At 68.9% G+C, this 17,052-nt stretch carries 15 protein-coding genes; 8 read left to right on the top strand and 7 right to left on the bottom strand.

All coding sequences use genetic code 11. The annotated features are described in order from the left end of the window. Positions 1-469 precede the first annotated feature (469 nt). Both VH112_02330 and VH112_02325 read left to right on the top strand, forming a co-directional pair. A complete protein-coding gene (locus VH112_02330; GenBank protein HEX4539054.1) occupies positions 470-868 on the top strand; it encodes an ATP-binding protein in 399 nt (132 codons plus the stop codon). A 183-nt stretch (positions 869-1,051) separates the two neighbouring features. After that, positions 1,052-1,792 (top strand): enolase C-terminal domain-like protein, encoded by a 741-nt coding sequence (locus VH112_02325; protein HEX4539053.1) that lies wholly within the window; start codon positions 1,052-1,054, stop codon positions 1,790-1,792. A 33-nt stretch (positions 1,793-1,825) separates the two neighbouring features. Here the strand turns inward: VH112_02325 and VH112_02320 are convergent, their stop codons facing one another. Next, positions 1,826-2,941, bottom strand: coding sequence for an AMP-binding protein (locus VH112_02320; GenBank protein ID HEX4539052.1), 1,116 nt, complete (start codon positions 2,939-2,941; stop codon positions 1,826-1,828). Positions 2,942-3,024: 83 nt separating this feature from the next. On the opposite strand from VH112_02320, the gene menB reads away from it, so the two are divergent. Then, positions 3,025-3,855 carry a 1,4-dihydroxy-2-naphthoyl-CoA synthase gene (gene menB / locus VH112_02315; protein HEX4539051.1) on the top strand — a complete coding sequence of 277 codons (831 nt, stop codon included), beginning with the start codon at positions 3,025-3,027 and terminating at the stop codon, positions 3,853-3,855. 7 nt (positions 3,856-3,862) lie between these two features. Beyond that, positions 3,863-4,735 carry a 1,4-dihydroxy-2-naphthoate polyprenyltransferase gene (locus VH112_02310; protein ID HEX4539050.1) on the top strand — a complete coding sequence of 291 codons (873 nt, stop codon included), beginning with the start codon at positions 3,863-3,865 and terminating at the stop codon, positions 4,733-4,735. 8 nt (positions 4,736-4,743) lie between these two features. Here the strand turns inward: VH112_02310 and VH112_02305 are convergent, their stop codons facing one another. Next, the gene (locus VH112_02305) at positions 4,744-5,511 is read right to left on the bottom strand and encodes an alpha/beta fold hydrolase (GenBank protein HEX4539049.1); all 768 of its coding nucleotides are present in this window, start codon (positions 5,509-5,511) and stop codon (positions 4,744-4,746) included. A 77-nt stretch (positions 5,512-5,588) separates the two neighbouring features. Here VH112_02305 and menD point away from each other — a divergent pair, with 77 nt between their 5' ends. After that, entirely contained in the window at positions 5,589-7,313 is a 1,725-nt protein-coding gene (gene menD, locus VH112_02300) for a 2-succinyl-5-enolpyruvyl-6-hydroxy-3-cyclohexene-1-carboxylic-acid synthase (GenBank protein HEX4539048.1), read from the top strand. 36 nt (positions 7,314-7,349) lie between these two features. Here the strand turns inward: menD and VH112_02295 are convergent, their stop codons facing one another. The 3 genes from VH112_02295 to VH112_02285 are packed head-to-tail and all read right to left on the bottom strand — an operon-like array spanning position 7,350 to position 10,089. Next, a complete protein-coding gene (locus VH112_02295) occupies positions 7,350-8,606 on the bottom strand; it encodes an isochorismate synthase (GenBank protein HEX4539047.1) in 1,257 nt (418 codons plus the stop codon). Then, positions 8,603-9,247, bottom strand: coding sequence for a ubiquinone/menaquinone biosynthesis methyltransferase (locus tag VH112_02290; GenBank protein ID HEX4539046.1), 645 nt, complete (start codon positions 9,245-9,247; stop codon positions 8,603-8,605). Before VH112_02290 ends, VH112_02295 begins: the two co-directional genes overlap by 4 nt. 50 nt (positions 9,248-9,297) lie before the next feature. Further along, the gene (locus VH112_02285) at positions 9,298-10,089 is read right to left on the bottom strand and encodes a MerR family transcriptional regulator (protein HEX4539045.1); all 792 of its coding nucleotides are present in this window, start codon (positions 10,087-10,089) and stop codon (positions 9,298-9,300) included. A gap of 438 nt (positions 10,090-10,527) precedes the next feature. Here VH112_02285 and VH112_02280 point away from each other — a divergent pair, with 438 nt between their 5' ends. The 3 genes from VH112_02280 (at position 10,528) to VH112_02270 (ending at position 16,019) form a co-directional block, all read left to right on the top strand. Then, entirely contained in the window at positions 10,528-11,214 is a 687-nt protein-coding gene (locus tag VH112_02280; GenBank protein HEX4539044.1) for a response regulator transcription factor, read from the top strand. A gap of 155 nt (positions 11,215-11,369) precedes the next feature. Beyond that, positions 11,370-14,543: an AAA family ATPase gene (locus VH112_02275; protein HEX4539043.1), complete on the top strand. Its 3,174-nt coding sequence runs from the start codon at positions 11,370-11,372 to the stop codon at positions 14,541-14,543. 51 nt (positions 14,544-14,594) lie between these two features. Continuing rightward, complete coding sequence (locus VH112_02270; GenBank protein ID HEX4539042.1) at positions 14,595-16,019, top strand: FAD-binding oxidoreductase; 1,425 nt, start codon at positions 14,595-14,597, stop codon at positions 16,017-16,019. A 27-nt stretch (positions 16,020-16,046) separates the two neighbouring features. Here the strand turns inward: VH112_02270 and VH112_02265 are convergent, their stop codons facing one another. Together VH112_02265 and VH112_02260 are read right to left on the bottom strand one after the other, a co-directional pair. Next, a complete protein-coding gene (locus VH112_02265) occupies positions 16,047-16,808 on the bottom strand; it encodes a hypothetical protein (GenBank protein HEX4539041.1) in 762 nt (253 codons plus the stop codon). Beyond that, a complete protein-coding gene (locus VH112_02260; GenBank protein HEX4539040.1) occupies positions 16,805-17,038 on the bottom strand; it encodes a hypothetical protein in 234 nt (77 codons plus the stop codon). The genes VH112_02265 and VH112_02260 overlap by 4 nt, the downstream gene beginning before the upstream one ends. Positions 17,039-17,052 lie beyond the last annotated feature (14 nt).

Here is a 17,052-nt window from a genome sequence, read left to right as displayed (position 1 = left end):
ACCGAGACAATCCGATCCCGGGAGCGAACAAACCGTGCCGCGGCGGTCCGTCACCGCACTCAGCGGCGCCCGTTCTCGCAACGTCCACCTGCGGGACGTCGTCGCGGGGCGAGCGCTGCGCACTTGGAATATCGGGCATCAGGGCGATGGTTGGCTTGAGAAATCGAGAACTGCACGAGCGGCAGAGTTGCTATCGCCTCCCAAGGAGGTGACGAACGTGAAAGCACTCAGTTTGCTGATCGACCTTGTCCGGTGGGGTGAGCCGTGGGACATCGAAGTGGACGAATCCCCCCGGCCGGGCTGGCGGACGTCCTCGCAGGCATGAACAGCATCAGTGCGTAGCCCACACCGAGAGGTCTTGTCGCGACGTTGGCGCAGAGGAGCCCGTCCTGCCCGCCTTCGGGGAGCCTCGAAGGGCCGGGGACCTGCCTCGGCGGCTACGTTGTCGGTCGGTGTCCCGGGAGGCACGGTGCACGTCGAGACTCAGCTGGTACCCGATCCCATAAGTGCGCTTGCGGCCAGGCAGCTCATCGAAGCCGCGTTGCAGCGATGGGGTGATGACGACGCCACCGAGGTGGCCACCCTGCTCACTACCGAGCTGGTGACGAATGCCATCGTTCACGCCCGAACGGACTTCGCCCTCAGGGTTGTCACCCACGAGAACCGTCTGCGGGTTGAGGTGTGCGATCTGAGCCATGACCCACCGCGGCTCGTCCCGATCCAAGACGCCGAAGAGCACGGACGGGGGCTGCACCTGGTGCACGCGCTGTCTGCATCCTGGGGCGTCGATTGGCGACCGGACGGCAAGGCCGTCTGGTTCGAGTTGGCGGAGGTCCGCGCCGAGGCGGCTCCGACGGCCGGCAGCTGACGCGTGCGGGCACCCGTGCGATGGTCTCCGCCACCCGGTGGGACAGGACTTCGGTGGTGGCGTCTGCGAATTCCTCTGCGGCTGTCCTGGCAAGGTGCCACCGAGCGTGAGGTTCTCATCGTCCACGGACCGGCAGGATGGGGAGAGGCGTCACCGATGCGAGGCTTCCCATGCGACCCGAAGATGGCCGCGCGTTCTGCCATCGAGGCTGCCGAGCGCGGGTGGCCGGCACCCCGACGTCACTCGATCTCCGTCAACTCGACCATACCGGCGCTTGGACCGACCGAAGCGGCCCGCGTCGCAGGCGACGACGCGGCCATGGGCGTCACGTGCTTCAAGGTCAAGGTCGGAGCAGGCGACGACGTGGGTCGTGTCTCGGCCGTCAGGGACGCGGTGGGCGCCGCCGCCACACTTCGAGTCGATGCCAACGGGGCATGGGACCTGGACACAGCGCGGGCTCGGCTTGGGGCGTTGGCACGCTTCGACCTCGAACTTGCGGAGCAGCCCGTCGCAGGGTTGGACGACCTGGCCCGGCTACGACGTCTCGTGAAGGTGCCCCTGGCCGCTGACGAGGCTGTGAGGGACGTGAACGACGCCCGGCACCTCAAGAGGCTGGCCGCCGCGGACGCGATCGTGGTGAAGGTACAGCCCCTTGGTGGGGTTCGGAAGGCGCTGTCGGTGGTCGACGAGGCCGGCGTTCCGGCGATCGTGTCCTCGATGCTGGAGACCTCCGTCGGGCTGGCCGCTGGCGCAGCGCTGGCAGCCTGCCTCCCCGATCTGCCCTACCCCTGCGGACTCGCCACGGGCTCGCTCCTGGCCGCCGACGTCGCCGACGATCCGCTGCTGCCCCGCGGCGGCATCATCGAGCTCAGGCCGGTGGCTGCCAACCCGGCGCGCCTCGACCGCTTGTCGGTGCCCGACTAGTGCTATAGCCGAGCGGCCACCAGAGACCACGGCTCACCTGAGCTCGTGGCGGGCCACTTTGCCGACAGCGGAGCGGGGCAGTCGGCCGACAAGGACCAACTCCCGCGGCGCGGCGTAGGCAGGGAGCTGATCGGTGACAAACGTGCGCAACGAAGCCAGGTCAGGCGGCTTTGCGAGGTCGCGGGGGACGACCCAGGCGACCACGCGGTCACCCCACTCCGGGTCGGGGCGGCCAGCCACTGCCACCTCGCTGACCAAGGGGTGACCTGCGATCGCGGCCTCGACGGCAGGGGGCCACACGTTCTCACCGCCGGTGATCACTAGGTCCGACATTCGACCCAAGACAGTGATCCGCCCGTCCGGTTGGATCGCTCCCGCGTCGCCAGTGGAAAGCCACCCGTCGGAGGTCTTCGGGTCGTGGCCGTCCCGATAGCAGCGCAGGAGCATCGGTCCACGGAGCATGATCTCTCCCCCGACGACGCGCGCCTCGACAGCGTCGAGGGTCCGCCCGTCGTACACGACCCCGCTGCCCGTCTCGGTCATGCCGTAGGTGGCGATCACGTTCTTCGGAAGCCTCGGGGGCGGCGTGCTCCCACCGAGCAACACCGCGCGGAACAGCCCCGCCTCGACCCGGGCGAAGGCGGTAGCCACCAGTGAGACGAGCGTCGCGCCATCAACCCGAGCGGCCCTTATCACCTCGGCGGCGTCGAAGCGAGGGAGCGCGGTCAACCTGGTGCCGGTGAGGAGCGCCCGGGTGATTACCGCCAGCCCGCCGATGTGCGCCACGGGGAGGCACGCCAGCCACCGGTCGGACCGGACATCGACGCCGAGACGGGTGCTGGTGGCCGTGGCCGAACTGGCCACGGCGTCATGGGTGAGCACCACCCCCTTCGGCTCGCCCGTCGTGCCGCTCGTGGCGACGACAAGGCCGTCGCCGGCCTCGACCGGCATCCCGCCGGGGCGGTTCCATCGCTCACCGTCGCCGTCTACCACCACCGCTGGCCGGAGAGTGTCCAGCAGCCGATCGGCAGCCCGCGGCGGCAGCCGGGTGTCGACCGGGACCACGGCGTCCCCGGCGTCCCAAGCTCTGCGCAGCTCGGTCACGAAGGACGGACCGCCGGGCACGGCCAAGGCGACAAGGGAGGGCACGGGCGACTACGGTAGCCCATTGTACGAGTAACTACTCTAGGAGTAGACGCTTGGCGACTATGCGCTTCGGAGGAGCCGGTCTCATGCCAACGACCGCCGCGCCTGTCTGGGTCCGCTCGGGCGACTACGGGGACATCGATTACGAGACCGCCGAGGGGATCGCCAAGATCACCATCTGCCGGCCCGAAGTCCGCAACGCCTTCCGGCCGCGCACTCTGTTCGAGCTGAGCCACGCCTTCACCGCCGCCCGTGACGATCCGACGGTCGGCGTGATCATCCTGACCGGACAGGGTGACCGGGCCTTCTGCTCGGGTGGGGACCAGCGGGTCAGGGGTGACGATGGATACCGCGACGAGGCCGGCGTCGGTCGGCTCAACGTGCTCGATCTCCAGATCCAGATCCGCCGTACCCCGAAGCCGGTGGTGGCCATGGTCGCTGGTTACGCCATCGGCGGCGGCCACGTGTTGCACGTCGTGTGCGACCTGACCATCGCTGCCGACAATGCCTGCTTCGGCCAGACCGGCCCTCGAGTGGGGTCCTTCGACGGGGGCTACGGTTCCGGGCTGCTGGCGCGCATCGTCGGGCAGAAGAAGGCAAGGGAGATCTGGTTCCTCTGTCGCCAGTACGACGCCGAGGAAGCGCTCGCCATGGGCCTGGTGAACGCCGTTGTCCCTCTCGAGCAGTTGGAAGACGAGACCGTGGCCTGGTGTCGGCGAATGCTCCAGCATTCCCCGCTCGCCCTCCGGATGATCAAGGCCTCCTGCAACGCCGTCGACGACGGGATGGCGGGCATCCAACAGCTGGCCGGAGACGCGACCCTGCTCTACTACTCGTCCGCCGAGGCGCAGGAAGGTCGCGACGCCTATCTCGACAAACGCTCTCCCGACTTTGCTCGCTTTCCCCGGCGTCCGTGAGCATCTCATGCGACCCGGGAAGAACCGTTGGGTGCTGGGGGCGAGGCCGAGGACGCTTCCCGCTGCCGTCGCACCGGTCCTGGTTGGCACTGCGGTCGCGGCCAGCGAGGGACCGGTACGGGCGTGGAGGGCGGCGGCGGCGCTGTTGGTAGCGCTCGCTCTGCAAGTCGGCGTCAACTACGCCAACGACTACCAGGACGGGACCCGGGGTACGGATCGTGAACGCGTAGGCCCAACCCGCCTGGTGGCCTCCGGACTGGCCGCACCAGCCCAGGTCCGCGCCGCCGCCCTGCTGTCGTTCGCCGTCGCCGGCGCCGCTGGAGCGGCCCTGGCGATCGCCGTGCAACCCTGGCTGCTCCTCGTCGGCGCCGCCAGCATCGGCGCCGCGTGGGCCTACACCGGCGGCCCTCGGCCCTATGGGTACCGCGGCTGGGGCGAGCTCTTCGTGTTCGTGTTCTTCGGGCTGGTGGCCACGACCGGCTCAGCATTCGTCCAGCACGGCCGACTGTCGGGGCTGGCGCTGGCCGCATCGGTGCCACTCGGCCTGCTGGCTGCTGCGCTCCTTGCGGTGAACAACCTCCGGGATCGTCCCCAGGACGCGCTGGCCGGCAAGCACACGCTCGCCGTGCGCTTTGGAGACCGGGGAGCCCGGCGCTTCTATGCCGCCTTGGTGACCGCGGCCCTCATCAGTCCGTTCTTCATCGCCATTGCCCGCCCGCGAGCGCTGGTTGCCCTGGTTGTCGCCCCGCTGGCTGTCCGCCCGATGCGACGGGTGCTCTCCGGCACAACGGGCTTCGCTCTGGTGGCGGCCCTCAGCGAGACCGCCCGTCTGCAGCTCTTGTTCGCGGCCACGCTCGCCGTCGGCGTTTGGCCACGGTGAACGACGACCTACTGGCCCGACGCAGCCGTATTCGATCGGCTGAGGAATGGCTCGACCACGGCCAGGAACGCTTCTGGACGTTCGAGGTGCACGGCGTGGCCGGCGTCGGGGACAAGCGCCAGCTCGGCGTTCGAGCCGATGGCGCTCACCATGGCCTCCGCCCGGTCGCAGAACACCGCGTCCTTGGCGCCGGCGACCGCGAGCACCGGCATGCCCAGGGCGTGGAGCCGCGGCCACAGGGGCTCCTGGGCGCCTGTCCCGGCGAGGCGCAGACTTGTCGCCAGGCCCGCTACGGTGTTCTCCCGCCGGGCGTCGAGATGGGCCTCTGCTGGCCCGAGCGAGGCAAAGAGCGGGCCCGCCAACCACTGGTGGAGGAACGCTTCGAGCCCGATCTGCTCGAGCTCACCTGCCAGCCGATCGTCGGCCGATCGTCGCCGCCGTCGGCTTTCGCCATCCACGATGCCAGCCGTGCCGCTCACCAGGACCAGGGATCGGACCAGGGAGGACGCATCCAGGGCGAGCTGCAGGCACAGACGGGCTCCCATCGAGTAGCCGAGGTAGCTCGCCCGCCCACCGACGGTGCCGAGCAGCCTTGCGCCCCCAGCCACGTCGGTGGCGACTTGCGACGAGCCCCCGTGGCCGGGCGCATCGACCCGGACCACCTCGAAACGACGGGCCAGGGCGCGGCTGACTCGGCCCCACGACCGGCGCGTCTGGGTGAATCCATGGACCAGGACCGTTCGCGGACCGGACCCCTCGACCTCGGCATGCAGCACCGAGCCATCGTTGCATCACCGGCAGCCCAGGCGGAAGCGCCGGCAAGATCGGCAGCGCCGGCGACGCCCACAGCGCAATGGACGTAGCCGCAACGTTCTGCGCCACGCTGGTCGACGAGTGGCGCCGCGCCGGGGTGACCAACGCGGTGGTGACGCCGGGCTCGCGATCGACACCGTTGCTGTTGGCATTGGGCGCCGAGGAGCGGATTCGCTTGCACGTCTTCCTCGACGAACGCTCGGCCGCGTTCTTCGCACTCGGTATCGGGCTGGCGAGCGGCCGGCCGGCGGTCGTGGCGACGACCAGCGGTACGGCAGCGGCCGAGCTGCTTCCGGCGCTGACCGAGGCCCACCACGCTGGAGTGCCGCTCATCGCTTGCACCGCCGACCGTCCTCCGGAGGCCCATGGGATCGGTTCTCCCCAGACGATCGACCAGTCTCGCTTGTACGACGCGGCCCTGCGCTGGCGCACGGACCCGGGCGTGCCCGACGCTTCCACGGCGAGCACCTGGCGCTCCCTCGCAGCGCGAGCCGTCTGCGAGGCGCTCGGGGCGAGCGGGCGGCCGGGTCCCGTTCATCTCAACCTCGCCTTCCGTGAGCCTTTGGTCGGCGAACGCGGGTCGCTCCCGGCCGGTCGGCCCGCCGGGGCGCCTTGGCACCGCGCCCTGGCGTCCGGGGCGCCCTCCCCATCCACCATCGTCGAGCTGTCCGAGCTGGCATCGGGCCGCCGGGGGATCATCGTCGCCGGTGCTGGCTCGGGCGATCCCGACGGTGTGCACGAGCTGGCGGGCATCCTCGGCTGGCCAGTACTGGCCGACCCCCGCTCCGGCTGCCGCCGCCCGGGGCACACCACGGTTGCTGCCTTCGACGCCCTGCTCCGGCACGGCCCTCTGGCCGCTGAGCTGACCCCTGAGGTCGTGCTGAGGGCAGGGGCACCGCCGGCGTCCAAGGTCCTGGCCGGGTGGCTGGCGGCGTCCCGCGCCGACCAGGCGGCCGTAGAGACCCATGGCTCGTGGCTGGACCCACAGCGAACGGCCCGGGTGGTGGTCGCGGCCGATCCTGGTGCGGCGTTTCGGGCCATGGCCCGCAGCGGGCCTGCGCCCTGCGCCCCCGGCTGGCTGGAGACCTGGGCCGTCGCCGAGTCCACCGCACAAGAGGCCCTCGACCGTGTGTTGGCCCGCCACCGGGCGCCGACCGAGCCGGGGATCGCCCGGGCTCTGGTCGACTGTCTACCGACTCAGACAACGCTCGTCGTCTCGTCCTCGATGCCGGTCCGCGACGTCGAGTGGTTCGCCAGGCCGCGTCAGGACGTGCGCGTGGTCGCCAATCGGGGGGCCAACGGCATCGATGGGGTCGTCTCGACAGTGCTTGGCGCTGCCGCCAGCCGACCCGGGTACCCGACGGCAGGGCTCCTCGGCGATCTCGCGCTGCTGCACGACGCGGGAGCGCTTCTCGGCGCCGCGCTCCGCGAGCTCAACTGCGTCATGGTCGTCGTTGACAACGACGGCGGCGGCATCTTCTCGTTCCTCCCCCAGGCGTCGGCGCTACCCGACGATGAGTTCGAGCGCCTCTTCGCCACACCCCATGGTCTCGACCTGGCCGCCCTGGCCAGACTTCACGGCATCGCCACGTGTGAGGTCGAACGGCTGGACGAGCTTGCCCCGGCCGTGGGGGCGGGGTTCAAGGCGGGAGCGACGACGATGATCGTGGTTCGCACCGAGCAGCGGGCGAACGTGCGCGTGCACGACGAGCTCCACGATGCCGTCGCTGCTTCCCTCGACGAGCTCGATCGCCGAGCTGGCTGACGCATCCTGAGTCTGACTGTCTTCTGACGCTCCGCCTCAGGGCCGCACGATTGCGTTGAGCATGGCCTGGAGCTTGAGCTCGGTCTCGACCAGCTCCGCCTCGGCGACGGATTCGGCGACGATGCCCGCGCCGGCCAGCAGCCGGGCGTTCCCGCCCGCGAGCTGCGCCGAGCGTATGCCGACCGCCCACTCACCGTCGCCAGCGGCGTCCACCCATCCGACGGGCCCCGCATACCGCCCGCGGTCGACACCCTCCACGGCGGCGATGTGGGCCAAGGCCAACTCGGTCGGGGTCCCCGCCACGGCCGGCGTGGGGTGGAGCGCCAGCGCCACCTCCAACGCCGACGGGAGAGGGTGGGCGAGCCGGCCTTCGATGGCAGTGCCGAGATGGGCGACGATCCCGACGGGAACGAGTGACGGGACTTCCGGGACCTCGAGATCGCGACACAAGCGAGCGAGCGTGCTACCCACTGCATCGACCACGAGGCGGTGCTCGTGACGTTCCTTGGCCGATGTCATCAGCGAGGACTCGGCCGCGAGGTGGGAGCCCGCCGCGCCGTCCCGCGGGGCGGTGCCAGCGAGGGGCTGGGACCGTACCCGCTCACCATCACGCGCGACGAGCAGCTCCGGACTGGCGCCCACGAACCCATTTGCCGCGAAGACCATGCAGGACGGGTAGGCGGTCCCGAGCCGTCGGAGCACCTCGGCAACAGGGATCGTGCGACTCGCCGCCACCGCTACCTCGCGAGCGAGCACGACCTTCCCCAGGCGGCCGGCAGCCACCGACCGAGCCGCATCGGCGACCTGTTCACTCCAGCGGCGCACGTCGGTCACAGACCGCACCGTGTACTCGACCGGCCGAACGTCGTCGCGCACGCGTGACTGCTCGCCGCGCCACCTGGCCGCGCCGGCGACAACGTCGGCGCGGGGATCCGAACCGGTGATGGTAAGCGACGTCGTGCCATCGCTCTCGCGCCGCACCAGAAGCTCGGGGACGATCAGTTCACCCTCGATCGACGCCGAGAAGGGCAGGGCCCCGACAGCCACCGGCGGATGCGGACCGTCCACGTCGATCGCGGCCAGCAGCTCGTGAACGTGTGCCGCCGCCGAGCCCATCCGTCCAGGCGCGACCCTCACCCTCGCCGCAACTCCCCTGCCGGCAAAGCCCGTCCCCGTCTTCTGCCACAGGACGCCGTGTTGTCCGGCAACGCGAGCCAGGTCCACGTCGGTGCCAAGCTCGACCGTCTTTGCCACCAGGGCTCCCCGCCGTGCCAATCCCGTGCGGGTGGTCATGATCGCGTCCCGACGAGGAGCTGCACGATGCCCCCTGAGAGCAACTGCCGGCGAGCATCGGAAAAGCCTGCGGCGGCGATCATGGCGACCAGGGACGCCGGAGGCGGCAGATAGGCAACCGAACGGGGCAGGTAGCGGTACGCCGCTCCATCCGACAGCGCAGCTCCGAGGCGCGGCACGACCTCGGTGAAATAGAAGTGGTGCCCGAGCCGCAGCGCCGGGTTGGTCGGCTCGGCCACCTCCAGGAGCGCGATGCGACCGCCCGGACGCACGACCCGGGCCAGCTCGACAAAGAACGCATCGAGGCTCACCAGGTTGCGGAGGGCGAACCCGCAGGTTGCACCGTCGACCGATGCCTTCTTCAGCGGGAGGTGGTCCACGTTCCCGCGTACCAGCGGCGCCACGGTGTGGGCAGCCCCGAGCATGCCCGCAGACAGGTCGACACCGAACGCTATGAGCTCCGCCCGCCCCAGCTCGACGCAGAGGTCGCCCGTCCCGCAGGCGAGATCGAGCACGGACGCCCCGGGCGGCAACCCGAGAGCGGCGACGGTGTGGCGGCGCCATCTCCTGTCGAGGCCGAACGTCATGAGCCGGTTCAACCGGTCGTAGCTGGGGGCGATCGTGTCGAACATCGCCGTCACCCGGCGGAACTTTTCGACGCCCTGAGGCAGGGACTCCGTCCCGCCCCGGCTCACCCCTCCACCGCCAAGGGCCGCTCGAGGCGACGCAGTGCCTCGGATCGCACCGCCGCCACCTCGTCCTGATCGCCGACAGCCTCGATGTGCTCTTGGGCTACCGCCAGCAGGGTTCGCCGAAAATGGTGGGCGACCAGCGAGACCGTCGCCGGCAGGAGGGCGTCGAACGCCTCGACCAGGCGGGCCGCGGCCTCGGGATCCTCGTCGCCCCCACGACGTTGGGCCTGGCGCACGTGTTCGTCGAAAAGCTCGACCGCCCTCTCGGCCAACACCCGAGCGGACCGAGCGTGGAGGCGGGCCAGTTCGAGGACGTCGCCGAGCGGCAGCCCGTACTCCAAGAGCCGGAGCCCGGCCCGCAGGGCGGCGCTGTCTGCCTCGGTGTAGCGGCCTTGCCCTTCGTGGCGACGAGGGATGAGGACTCCCTCCTTCTCCAGGGCCTCCAAGAGGGCCACGGGCACCCCGGCTCGCTCCGCCAGCTCGGAGAGGGTGAGGAACTCCTCGGGCGATCCGTCGGGACGCCCTTCGTCGGCCCCTCCGACGACAGCCTCGACGAGGGCCTCGTCAGCGCGACCGAGCTCCTGCCGGACGATTCGGCCGATCACACCGAGCGTGAAGCCGCGCTCCTGGAGTCGACGGATCTCCCGGAGCCGCTCCAGGTGATCGTCGTCGTAGATCGCGACCCGTCCGATGCGCCTCGGCGGGGGCAGGAGGCGCTTGGCCTGGTAGAAGCGAATCGTGTCGACGGAAACCAGGGCCGCTCGGGACAGCTCCTCCACCCGGTAGTCCACGCACCCACTCTAGGAGTAATCACTCCGAGAATGCGAGCCGAGGACGGCGTCGCCTCGTCATGCGACCGCGACGGCCGCAAGCTCGGGACGTAATCGAATCATGTCAGAGAGATCACCGTCGTTATTGAAGAGAAAGATGCGCGACAAACTGCATCTTTTAAGGTATCCGGCGTCTCAGGGGGCCTTGTCAGATTCGTCGTCGACCCGTACCCTGGGGCCGTCGGCCAGTGTATTTCTGGTGCGGACGGTGGGTGGATTGGGCACGCAGCACGTCTAATGCAGCTGACATGCTGCGGGGGTTGTCCAATATGAGCACAAAGTGCCCTTCTGAGATATCGGCCAAGGCGTCAATGCCGGGCATCACACCGCCCACCCGAGCCGGACGCATCGGCACATCGCTGATGCCCGACCCGACCTGTTGATCGCCAAGTGTTGCTGATGTCCCTCGAGCCTGGCACCGTCGCGCCCACTTGTACCCATCCGCTCCGTGTCGCGCTGCTCAACAGCGACGAGCTGACATTGGAGGGCCTGCGGAGCATGCTGGCCCCCCATCGCGACCTGGTCGAGGTGGTGGGCAAGGTGCCCGTCACCGAGAACCTCCTTGCCACCCTCGCTGAGGTGAGGGCCGAGATCGTTCTGGTCGAGGTCCGACTCCTGGCTGCCACCGGGTTCGAGCCGTCGGCATGGCGGGCGGCTGGGGAAGCCCCGTTTCAGGTCGTGATCTTCACCTACGAGGCCGACGAACAAAGCGTCTCGGATGCTCTTCAACGGGGAGCCTCGGGATATCTCCTCAAGTCTGTGAGCGGCGATCAACTGGTCAACTACCTCTTGCAAATCCGCGACGGAGCGGTACTTCTCGATCCCACCCTGGCCACCCGGATCGCCATGGGCGCCGCCCACACCGAAGGCGAGCATTGGCCCGGCCACGAGCTCGGCCTCTCCCGCCGAGAGAGTGAGGTACTGAGCCTCCTCGTCGACGGCTTGAGCAATCGCACGATCGCTGACCAACTGGTTGTGGGCGAGGAGACGGTCAAGACCCACCTGCGCTCCATCTACAGGAAGCTCGACGTGAAGGACCGTGCACAGGCCGTCGCCAGCGTGCTCCGTGCCGGCATCTTCACCTGATGAGACGAGCAGGGACGGTACCGCCCGCGTGCCGACACTGACATCCCGTGGTGGATGCGCTCGGGCTGTGATCGCCTCTGGCCCCTGAGCCAGCACGGAGATGGGACTGTTCGTAGGCTGTACAAAGGATCCATTCGAGCGGAGACATACTGCCAATGCTGGAGATCCGTCTTTTGAGCGAGCAGCGGGTCACCGGCGGACCGGAGGCTGACGGTCGTTCATCGTCGTCTCGTTCGGTCGCGCTTCTCGCCTATCTCATCCTTCACGCCGGGGTTCCCCAGGCCAGGCTGCAGTTGGCTGGCGTTTTCTGGCCCGACTCCACCGACGCCCAGGCCCGTACGAACCTACGACGCGAGCTTCACAACCTGCGGGAGATGCTCGGCGGCGACCCTTCCTTGGACGTCGATCCAACCACGTTGACGTGGCGCGATTGTCCCCTTTGCCGGGTTGATGTCCGGGTCTTCGACACTGAGCGTCAGGCGGCGTATTCCTCGAGGGCGGCTGGGGACAGCGCCGGGTTCCTCGCTCACGCCGAAGCAGCGATGGCTGAGTACCGCGGCGACCTCATGCCCGGATCCTACGACGACTGGGTAGTCGAGGCGCGAGAGCCTCTGCTCCGGGCATGCGTGGATCTGTGTGACGGAACGATTCGTGCGCTGCGCGACACAGGCGACCGGACCCGCGCCGCGGAGGTCGCCCGTAGGCGAATTCAACTCGAGCCCCTCGAGGAGGTCGGATATCGCTTCCTGATGGAGCTGCAAGCTCAGTCCGGAGATCGGGCGGCCGCAGTGAGCACGTACCACCGCTGCGCGACGGTGCTGGAGCAGGAGCTGGGCGTCAGCCCGCACCGTGAGACCACCGCGATCGTCGACCGGCTGCTCGACGGCCGCGATGCCCCCGAAGAGCCGCAAGGGTCGGGGGGAGTCCGGCCTCGGCCGACTCGGGCGGCCGGTGCTGGGCTCGTCGGTCGTGGCAACGAGGTTGCGCTGCTCGTTGAGCGGTGGCAACAGGCGGCTGGCGGACAGAGCGGCCTCGTCGTCGTGTCGGGGGAAGCCGGAGTCGGGAAGAGCCGGCTCGTCAGCGAGCTGGCTGCGATCGCCGGTGCCCAGGGGGCCGCCGTGGCGGCGACGCGTTGTTTCGGAAGGATAGCCCGACTTGCTCTTGCCCCGGTAGCGGACTGGCTGCGAAGCCCGGACCTGCGGCCCGGGGTGGAGGCGCTGGACCCAGTTTGGCAAGCTGAGGTCGACCGGTTGGTTCCACGATCCGGGCCATCTTCTGATCGCGGCGCAGCCAGCGCCGAGCGATCGCAGGGGGACGGTTCTCGCGCGACGATCGACGCCTGGCAGCGCCATCGGTTCTTTGAAGGCCTGGCCCGCGCTGTGCTGTCTGCCGACCGACCGATGCTCCTGGTTCTCGATGACCTGCAATGGTGTGACGAAGAGACAGCCGCCCTCTTGGCATTTGTTCTCGGCTTTGCCGACGAGGCGCGGCTGCTGGTGGCGGCCACTGTCCGGTCAGACGAGTTAGAGGACAATCGGGAGGTCGCGGCGTCGCTGCGCGCGATGCGGTCAGCGGGGATGGTTACAGATGTTGGCCTCGCCCCCCTTGACGTTGCGGGAACCCTCGAGCTCGCGATGTCGCTCCTCCACCGACCCCTCACCAGCGCCGAGGAGGCCCTGCTGCAGGGCGCCACCGGCGGCTACCCGCTTTTTGTCGTCGAGACGGCCCACAGCTTGCCGGATCCGACCACCGCTGCGCAGCCCTTGCCGGTCAGCGACCTGCAAGCTGTCCTCCGCGGTCGGCTCGAACAGGCCTCGCCAGCGGCTCGCACTGTGGCGGGCCTCGCTGCCGCCGTCGGGAGGGACTTCAGCCTCGACCTTCTCAGCGAAGCGAGTGATCTCGACGCCGAGACGCTCGTGCATGCCGTGGACGAGCTCTGGCGCCGCCGAATCCTGCGCGAGCAGCGGAGTGGGTACGACTTTGCCCATGACCTGCTCCGGGACGCGGCATATGCCTCGGTGAGCCCACCACAGCGGTGGCTACTGCATCGGCGCCTGGCGCAGGGAATCGAGCTTCTCAGCGGCGGTCACTTCGATGACGTCGCCGCGCAGCTTGCCGAGCAGTACGACCGGGGCGGACGTCCCGACCGCGCCTTTGGCTACTTTCGTCGGGCCGCCGAGCTGGCGAGCGCCGTGTTCGCCAACGCCGAGGCGATCCGGCATCATCGTCGGTGCCTGGACTTGATCGAACAGATGCCCGGTGGGCGCGATCGGGACGAGCGCGAGCTGGATGTGCTCCAGACCATGTCCGAGCCGGTGAATGCCCTATACGGCTACTCCTCCCCCGTGCTGCAATCGACCTTGGAAAGGTCGGCGGCTCTCGCCGAAAGCCTGGGCCGGCCGGAGGTGCTGCTGCGGAACCTCGTCGGGGTGTTCACGGTCCGCTTCGTCCAGGGACACATTGCTCTCGCGCACGAGCTGGCGGGCCGCGCCCTCGCACTGGCCGAAGCCGACCCAGATCTCGCGGGAGAGGCGCACTTCGCCTTCGCTGGCTCGTCGATGAGCCTGGGCCTGCTGGCCGTGGCCACCGCCCACTTCGACCAGGCCATCGATCTCTCACCCGAGGCGACCTCGATGATCGTCGGGACCCGTCCGGAGGTCCACTCGCAGGCGTGGGCTGCCCACGCCCACTGGCTATTGGGCCACGACGACCAAGCACGCGCTCGATGTGCGGAGGCAATCACGTGTGCGAGGGCGTCCAACCATCCCTACACCCTCGCCATGGCGCTCGGGTATGCGGCCATCACCCACCAGCTCCGGGAGGACAGGTCCTCGCTCCGGGACGCCGTGGTCGAGCTACGTGACTTGTGCCAGCGTTACGAGTTCGCATACTACGGCGAGTGGGCGCTCATCCTGGGCGGCTGGGCGGCTGGTCGCCACGAAGGGGTCTCTCAGATCCGCGAGGGGATCAGCCGGCTGCGGTCGCAAGGTGCCAACGCGAGGATGCCCTACTGGTTGTCGCTCCTCGCCGAAGCACTCGTCGGCGAGGGGCGCTCCGAGGAGGCCGGCACCGTCCTGGATGCCGCCCTGGTCGTCGCAGAACAGCGCGACGACAACTGGTGGCTTCCGGAGGTCATGCGCCTCCGAGCTGGCCTGGAGTCCGGCCCGGCTGCATCGGAGCAGCTCCGCGGGGCAATCGATGTCGCCCGCGGCCAGTGCAGCAGGACGCTGGAGGCGAGGTGCCGAGCAGATCTCGCTGGTAGGAGCGTTCGCTCGCCGCCTCGTCGTTCGACTGGCGAGGCGAACGCTGAGCGAACGCTGCGCCCGTAGCGTCCCGATCAGCAGGTCCATAGTACGAGGGCCCATGACGGGAGACCGACGATGACTCCAGCGAGCACCAATACCCACGAACGACGCCACTCAGCCCCGCCGTTCCACACCCTGGCCGCGGGGATCCGCGGGCAGTTGATCATGCCTGGCGATCCGGCATACGACGAGGCACGGGCCGTCTACAACGCGATGATCGACCGCCGTCCGGCTGCCGTCGCCCGCTGCGCCGATGTCTCAGATGTCACCGCGTGCGTGCGCTTCGCCAGTGAGCACGGAGTCGAGGTGGCGATACGTGGCGGTGGCCACAATGCGGGCGGTCTAGGCGTTTGGGATGATGCACTGGTCATCGATCTCTCCCAGATGCGCGGCATCGCGGTCGACGCGTCAACCCACACCGTCGAGGTTGGCGGTGGATGCACGTGGGCAGATGTCGACCGGGCCACTGGGGAGCACGGCATGGCCACACCGTCTGGTTTCCTTGCCTCGACAGGGGTTGGCGGGCTGACCCTCGGAGGAGGCGTCGGCTACCTGACGCGCCGATTCGGCCTGACGATCGACAACCTGCTGTCCGCAGAGCTCGTCCTCGCCGACGGCTCCGTCGTCACGGCGAGCAACGAATCCCACTCCGACCTCTTCTGGGCCTTGCGTGGAGGAGGCGGCAACTTCGGCGTTGCAACCTCTTTTCGCTTCCGCTGCCACGACATCGGCGAGCACGGTGTCGTCATCGGGGGACCCGTCTTGTACGATCTGGAGGATACCGGCGCTGTGATGCGGTGGTACCGGGAGCTGCTTCCCGCGCTTCCGGAGGAGCTCAGCGGCTGGCTGGGCATCCTTACCATCCCACCTGCCCCTCCGTTTCCCGAGGAGCTGTGGGGTCGCAAGTCGTGCGGCATCGTCTGGTGTTACACGGGGAGCCACGAGAGGTCCGCCGAGGTGCTGGCCCCGATCCGCGACTTCGGCTCGCCGCTGCTCGTCGGGCTGCAAGAGATGCCGTTCTCGGCGCTCCAAAGTGCCTTCGACGCGCTCTATCCGGCCGGTCTCCAGTGGTACTGGCGCGCAGACTTCTTCCGCGACATCTCCGACGAGGGGATCGAGGCCCACGTCAAGTATGGAGCTCGCCTGCCGACTGGCCACTCCACCATGCACCTGTACCCGATCGACGGAGCTGCGGCGAGAGTTCCCGACGATGCGACCGCCTTCGCGTACCGCGACGGAGGCTGGGCCGGCGTGATCGTCGGCGTCGATCCCGACCCGGCGAACGCTGGCCTCATCACCGGATGGGCGAAGGAGTACTGGCAGGAGTTGCATCCCACGTCAGCAGGCGGGGCCTACATCAACTTCATGGGGGACGAGGGTCAAGACCGGGTCCGGGCCTCGTACCTCGGCAACTACGACCGGCTATCTCAACTGAAAGCCCGCTATGACCCCCAGAACTTCTTCCACATAAACCAGAACATTCCACCCGCCGGTCGGTAGGCGCTCCACCGCGATCGTGGGAACGCATTATGGCGTCGCCCCCACGAGAGCGCGCGCCAGCAGCGCGCCGTCAGCGCCGACGTCGCGAACCGTCACGTCGGCGACGGCGTGGTCGGCAGTGCGTCGAATGACCGAGGCGGTGGCCCTCGCCGGACCGACCTTGGTTTGATCCAGATAGCGAAGCATGACATCGGCCGCCGTCCACCCGATGACGGACTCGGCGATCGCGGCAACGAGGAACCCGAGAGCGCCGCCGTTGATCGTTCCGAAGCTGTTCGCGACGTAGTCGGAGCGATCGAGCTCCGCGATGTCGCCACTGACGTGCAACCCCATACGCTGGGCGATCGGGCCCGTAGGCGAGGCGACAACGCGATCGAGCTGCGATCGCACACCGATCGCGGGTAGGTCGCTGACGAGCGACGCCTCGCTCGGGATGCGGACGAACGAGGCTGTCACCGACCCGACGTCACGGACGTCTCCGTCGATCGACACAATCTTCGAACCGCTCCGGATGACCCTGGCATCGGTTCTCACGGGCCCGTTCATGGGGCGGCCACTGGTGGTGACCGAGAGGTCGAGCGTGGCGACAAAGTGCGGCGCGACGGCGGACAGGGCTGCTCGGGAGCACGCGACGTCGGCCATCATGATGAGTGCTCCGATCCCGACGCGCCCCGATGAATCGCGGACGGCGTCGCTGATATGGAGCTCTGCGACGCCGTGGTCGGGGCCTTCCAGCCAATTGAGAATTTGAAGGTCCCTGAGCAGGTGCTGGTCCGGCGGATACGTCACGAGAGGCCTTCTGCCCACGCCGCCAGCCGGTCCCAGAGCAGTGCCCGGGTCGGGACGATGTTGTGGTTGTGGGCGGGCACGACGGACAGCGAGACATCTGGGCATGCCCGCAGCGCGGGAGCCGTCGATCGCACGTCTGTCGTGATGTCGTGTTCGCCACCGGCAACAAGGACCGGCACGTCGACGCCGACGGTACGTGTCACTGACCCGAGGGCTGCAGGTTGCCTCATACCTGTAGATAGTA

The sequence above is a fragment of the Acidimicrobiales bacterium genome (assembly GCA_036270875.1).
In the GTDB taxonomy this organism is placed as follows: Bacteria; Actinomycetota; Acidimicrobiia; order Acidimicrobiales; family AC-9; genus AC-9.
This window is presented reverse-complemented; position numbering and strand designations above follow the sequence as displayed.